The organism is Novosphingobium sp. 11B, from assembly GCF_054589055.1.
The window spans coordinates 1-4,805 of the sequence record NZ_BAAILP010000064.1 but is presented as its reverse complement, the minus strand read 5'-3'; the positions used below and the strand labels follow the sequence as shown (position 1 = coordinate 4,805).

Sequence of the window (4,805 nt, the reverse complement as noted above, 5' to 3'; positions counted from 1 at the left end):
TTGATCCGGGACCGCTGGCCGAGCGTCACCCAACCCTCGGCAGGGCGCGCCTAAAGACAGCCACCGGTCCCGGATCAAGTTCGGGACGACGATTTAAGAACACCAACGGGAGCAGCGGCGATGCAACTGAACCGCGACGAACTGCTGGGCGCCTATCGCCGGATGAAGACCATCCGCGAATTCGAGGAACGCCTGCACGAAGAGATCAAGACCGGCGAGATCGGCGGCTTCACGCACCTCTACGCCGGGCAGGAAGCGGTTGCCGTGGGCATCTGCGACCAGCTGACCGTGGACGACAAGATCGTCTCCACCCATCGCGGCCATGGCCATTGCATCGCCAAGGGCTGCGACGTGAAGGGAATGATGAAGGAAATCTACGGCCGCGCTGGAGGTCTCTGCAAGGGCCGCGCGGGCTCGATGCACATCGCCGACCTCGAAGTGGGGATGCTCGGCGCGAACGGCATCGTCGGCGGCGGTGCACCGCAGGCGGTGGGCGCCGCGATCGCCGCGCGCATCGACGGCAAGGGCAGGGTGGGCGTGACTTTCTCCGGCGACGGCGCCTGCAATCAGGGCACCACCTTCGAGGCGATGAACCTGGCCGTCGTGACCAAGGTTCCGGCGATCTTCGTCTTCGAGAACAACCACTATTCCGAGCACACCGGCGATGCCTACGCCGTGGGCACCAGCAAGGACATCGCCAGCCGCGCCGAGGGCTTCGGGATGAAGGCCTGGCGCGCCAATGGCTGCGACTTCTTCGAGACTTACGCGGCTTTCACGGAACTTCTCGAATATGTCCGCGCCGGCAATGGCCCCGCCGCGATCGAGCTGGATACCGAGCGCTACTACGGCCACTTCGAGGGCGATCCGCAGCGCTATCGCGGCAAGGGTGAACTCGACCGCATCCGTGCCGAGCGGGACTGCCTCAAGGCCTTTCGCGCCCGCGTCACCGGCGCCGCTCTGCTGACCGACGCCGATCTCGATGCGGTCGACGCCGAAGTGCTCGCCCTGATCGAAGAGGCCGTGGCAGAGGCGCGTGCCGACGAGCAGCCCGATCCCGCCACTGTCGCCGACGACGTCTACGTCGAATATTACTGAGGAACCGCAGATGGCCATCATGAACATCCGCGAGGCGATCGTCTCGACGCTGCACGCGGAAATGGAACGCGATTCCGACATTATCCTGCTCGGCGAGGACGTGGTCGGCGGCAACGGCACCGCCGGCGGCCCCGAGGCGATCGGCGGCATCTGGGGCACCAGTCCGGGGCTCTGGAAGAAGTTCGGGCCGGAGCGCGTGATCGACACCCCCATCAGCGAAAGCGCCATTATCGGCGCGGCGGCGGGCGCGGCGCTTTCGGGCAAGCGGCCGGTGGCCGAACTGATGTTCGCGGACTTCGTGGGCGTCAGCCTCGACCAGATCTGGAACCAGATGGCCAAGTTCCGCTACATGTTCGGCGGCAAGACCAAGTGCCCCGCCGTGGTGCGGCTGGTCTACGGCGCGGGCATGCAGACGGCGGCGCAGCACAGCCAGTCGGTTTACGCGATGCTGACGGCGATGCCCGGCCTGAAAGTGGTGCTGCCCACCACCCCGGCCGACGCCAAGGGCCTGCTGACCGAGGCCCTGCGCGGCGACGACCCGGTGATGTTCTTCGAACACAAGACGCTTTACGGCGTGAAGGGCGAAGTGCCCGAGGGCGATCACCGCCAGCGCTTCGGCGAAGCGCGCGTGGTGCGCGAGGGCGGCGATGTCACCGTGGTCGCCTGCGGGCGCATGGTGAACTTCTCGGAAAAAGCCGGCGACAAGCTGGCGGCGGACGGCATCGGTATGGACCTGCTCGATCTGCGCACCACCAGCCCGCTGGACGAGGACGCGATCCTGGAATCGGTGGAGCAGACCGGCCGCCTCGTCGTGGTGGACGAAAGCCCGCCGCGCTGCAGCCTTGCCGCCGACATCGCCGCGATGGTGACCGAGCGCGCCTTCACCAGCCTCAAGGCCCCGCCCGCGATGGTGACGGCGCCGCACAGCCCGATCCCCTTCGCCCGCAATCTGGAGCGCGCCTGGGTGCCCTCGCCGCAGAAGATCGAGGATGCCGTGCGCCGCGTCCTCGCCTTCCGCTGAGGGGAGGGCACATGGCAAAGCTCACGCCCTTCACGATGCCCAAGTGGGGCATCGAAATGGCCGAAGGAACGATCGCCGACTGGATGGTGGCTGAAAACGCCCCGTTCGAACGCGGCACCGTGCTCACGCTGGTCGAGACCGACAAGATCACCAACGAGATCGAGGCGGAAAAGGACGGCCGCTTCGTGCGCATCCTTGCCGAAGCCGGGCAGACCTACCCGGTCGGCGCGCTGCTGGCGGTGCTGAGCGACGGCGGCGAAGCCAGCGCGGCGGAGATCGACGCGGTGATCGCGGCGTTCACGCCGTCCGAAAGTGGCTTCGGGCCTGACGGTGACGATACGCCTGCTGCACCTGCCGTGGAACCGGAAAGGCCCGCTACGCCCGCCGCGCCGCCGGTGCCTGAGGGCCTTGCTATCAGCCCCGCTGCGCTGGCGGAGGCGCAGCGCCTTGGCGTCGATTTGGCCACCGTCACCGGCACGGGCCGGGGTGGTCGCATCTTCGCGCAGGACGTGCATCAAGCTGCGCGGCCCGAGGCGCAGCCGCAGCTTGTCGGCGTCTTCGCGGCGACGCCGGACAGCCCGGTGCTCTCCACTCCTGTCGCCCGCCGTCTCGGCGCGCTGCACGGGTTGGACCTCGCCACGATCAAGGGCTCCGGCGCGCGCGGCAAAGTGCGGCGTGACGACGTGCTGGCGATCGTCCAGCAGGCCGCCCCGACACCCGCGCGCCCTCCGGCGCCCGCCAGCGCGGCCCCGGCCCCCGTCGCGGCAGCGTCCGCACCGCGTCCGGCATCGGGCAATGTCGATGTCATGCCGATGTCCTCGATGCGCCGGACCATCGCGCGCAGGCTCACTGAGGCCAAGCAGCAGATCCCGCACTTCTACGTACGTCGCCGCGTCCGTGCGGACCGTCTTCTGGCGCTGCGCACTTCGCTGGGGTCGGACAAGCCCAGCGTCAACGACTTCATCGTCAAGGCCTGCGCTCTGGCGCTGATGGAAGTGCCCGCCGTCAACGTGCAGGTCCACGGCAACGACATCCACCGCTTCGGTTCGGCCGATGTTGCGGTGGCGGTGGCGACCGAGAAGGGCCTCGTCACCCCGATCGTCTTCGGCGCCGACGATCTCTCCGTGGCCGAGATCGGGAGTGTGATGAAGGGCCTCGCCCAGCGCGCCCGCAGCGGCAAGCTCAAGCCGGAGGAATTTATCGGCGGCAGCTTCTCGCTCTCCAACCTCGGCGGGTTCGGGGTCGAACAGTTCGACGCCATCATCAACCCGCCGCAGGGCGCGATCCTGGCGGTCGGCACCGCCCGGCCCGAGCCCATCGACGACGACGGCGCGATCCGCATCGTGCCGGTGCTCCACCTTTCGCTCTCGTGCGACCACCGCGCGATCGACGGGGCCGATGGTGGCCGCTTCATGGCCGCGCTCGCGAACCTCATCGAACAGCCCCATTTGCTCTGACGGAAAAGAAACGATGAACTTCAAGCTGACCGAAGACCAGCTCCAGCTGCAGGAAGCCGCCCGCACCTTCGCCCGCGCTGAACTGCCCGCCATCGCTGCCGAGCTGGAGCGCGACAACAAGCCGCCGAGCCGCGCGCTGGTCAAGCGCTATGCCGAGATGGGCTTCCTCGGCATCAACGTGTCGAGCGAACTCGGCGGCCTGGGTCTCGGCAACATCGAGGCGCTGATCGTGCTGGAGGAGTTCGGCAAGATCTCTTCCGCGGTCGGCTTCCCGATCTTCGAAAGCTCGGTCGGACCGGTGCGCGCGATCGAGCACTTTGCGTCCGACACGCTGAAGAAGCGCGTGGTTCCCGCCGTCTGCTCGGGCGACATGGTGGTGGCGGTCTCCATGTCCGAACCGGACGCGGGCAGCGCGCTGACCGACCTCAAGACCAGGGGCGTGGTCAAGGGCGACAAGCTCATCATCAACGGCACCAAGCGCTGGTGCTCGGGCGGCGGGCATTCCGACGCCTATGTCGTCTACTGCCGCCTGTCCGACGATCCGGGCGCCAAGGGCATCGGCGCGGTGCTGGTGGAAAAGGATGCGCCGGGCATCTCGTTCGGCCCCAACGAGGAGCTGATGGGCTTTCGCGGCGTGCCGTCGTCCGACATCAACTTTGACGATTGCGAAGTGCCGCTCGACAATATCATCGTGCAGGCCGGCGGCGGCTTTAAGAAGCTGATGGAAGCCTTCGACCTCGAACGCTGCGGCAATGCCACGATGTCGCTGGCGCAGGCTTCGGGCGCGCTGGAGGACGTCAGCGTCTACGTTCAGGAGCGCAAGCAGTTCGGCAAGGCGATCGCCGAATTCCAGGCGGTGCAGATCAAGCTGGCCGAGATGCAGATGAAGATCGAGGCCGCCCGCCTGCTGATCTGGCGCGCCGCCTCGCTGGCCGAGGATGGCCTGCCTTCGGTGCTGCACAGCTCCACCGGCAAGTGCTTCGCCAACACCATCGCGCGCGAGGTGACGGGCGATGCGATGCAGCTGATGGGGGCTTACGGCTATTCCAAGGAGTTCCCGATGGAGCGTCGCCTGCGGGACTCGTGGGGTTGGGGCATCGCGGGCGGGGCGATCGATATCCAGAAGGTCAATATCGCCGGGGCCATGCTCGGGCGGCGGTTCGATCAGCGGCGGTGAGGCATATGAATTAAAATAGGCGTCATCCCAGCGAAGGCTGGGACCGCTGGCAAGG

At 67.4% G+C, this 4,805-nt stretch carries 4 protein-coding genes; all 4 read left to right on the top strand.

Annotation, left to right across the window (positions count from 1 at the left end):
- The first annotated feature begins 120 nt into the window (after nt 1-120).
- Genes ACYPYD_RS05715 through ACYPYD_RS05700 form a run of 4 tightly spaced genes read left to right on the top strand, consistent with a single transcriptional unit; the run spans nt 121 to nt 4,750 of the window.
- Nucleotides 121-1,095, top strand: coding sequence for a thiamine pyrophosphate-dependent dehydrogenase E1 component subunit alpha (locus tag ACYPYD_RS05715; RefSeq protein ID WP_271182927.1), 975 nt, complete (start codon nt 121-123; stop codon nt 1,093-1,095).
- A 10-nt stretch (nt 1,096-1,105) separates the two neighbouring features.
- Nucleotides 1,106-2,116 carry an alpha-ketoacid dehydrogenase subunit beta gene (locus ACYPYD_RS05710; RefSeq protein WP_211151716.1) on the top strand — a complete coding sequence of 337 codons (1,011 nt, stop codon included), beginning with the start codon at nt 1,106-1,108 and terminating at the stop codon, nt 2,114-2,116.
- 11 nt (nt 2,117-2,127) lie between these two features.
- A complete protein-coding gene (locus tag ACYPYD_RS05705; protein WP_211151715.1) occupies nt 2,128-3,573 on the top strand; it encodes a 2-oxo acid dehydrogenase subunit E2 in 1,446 nt (481 codons plus the stop codon).
- Nucleotides 3,574-3,586: 13 nt separating this feature from the next.
- Nucleotides 3,587-4,750 (top strand): acyl-CoA dehydrogenase family protein, encoded by a 1,164-nt coding sequence (locus ACYPYD_RS05700; protein ID WP_211151714.1) that lies wholly within the window; start codon nt 3,587-3,589, stop codon nt 4,748-4,750.
- Nucleotides 4,751-4,805: the final 55 nt, after the last annotated feature.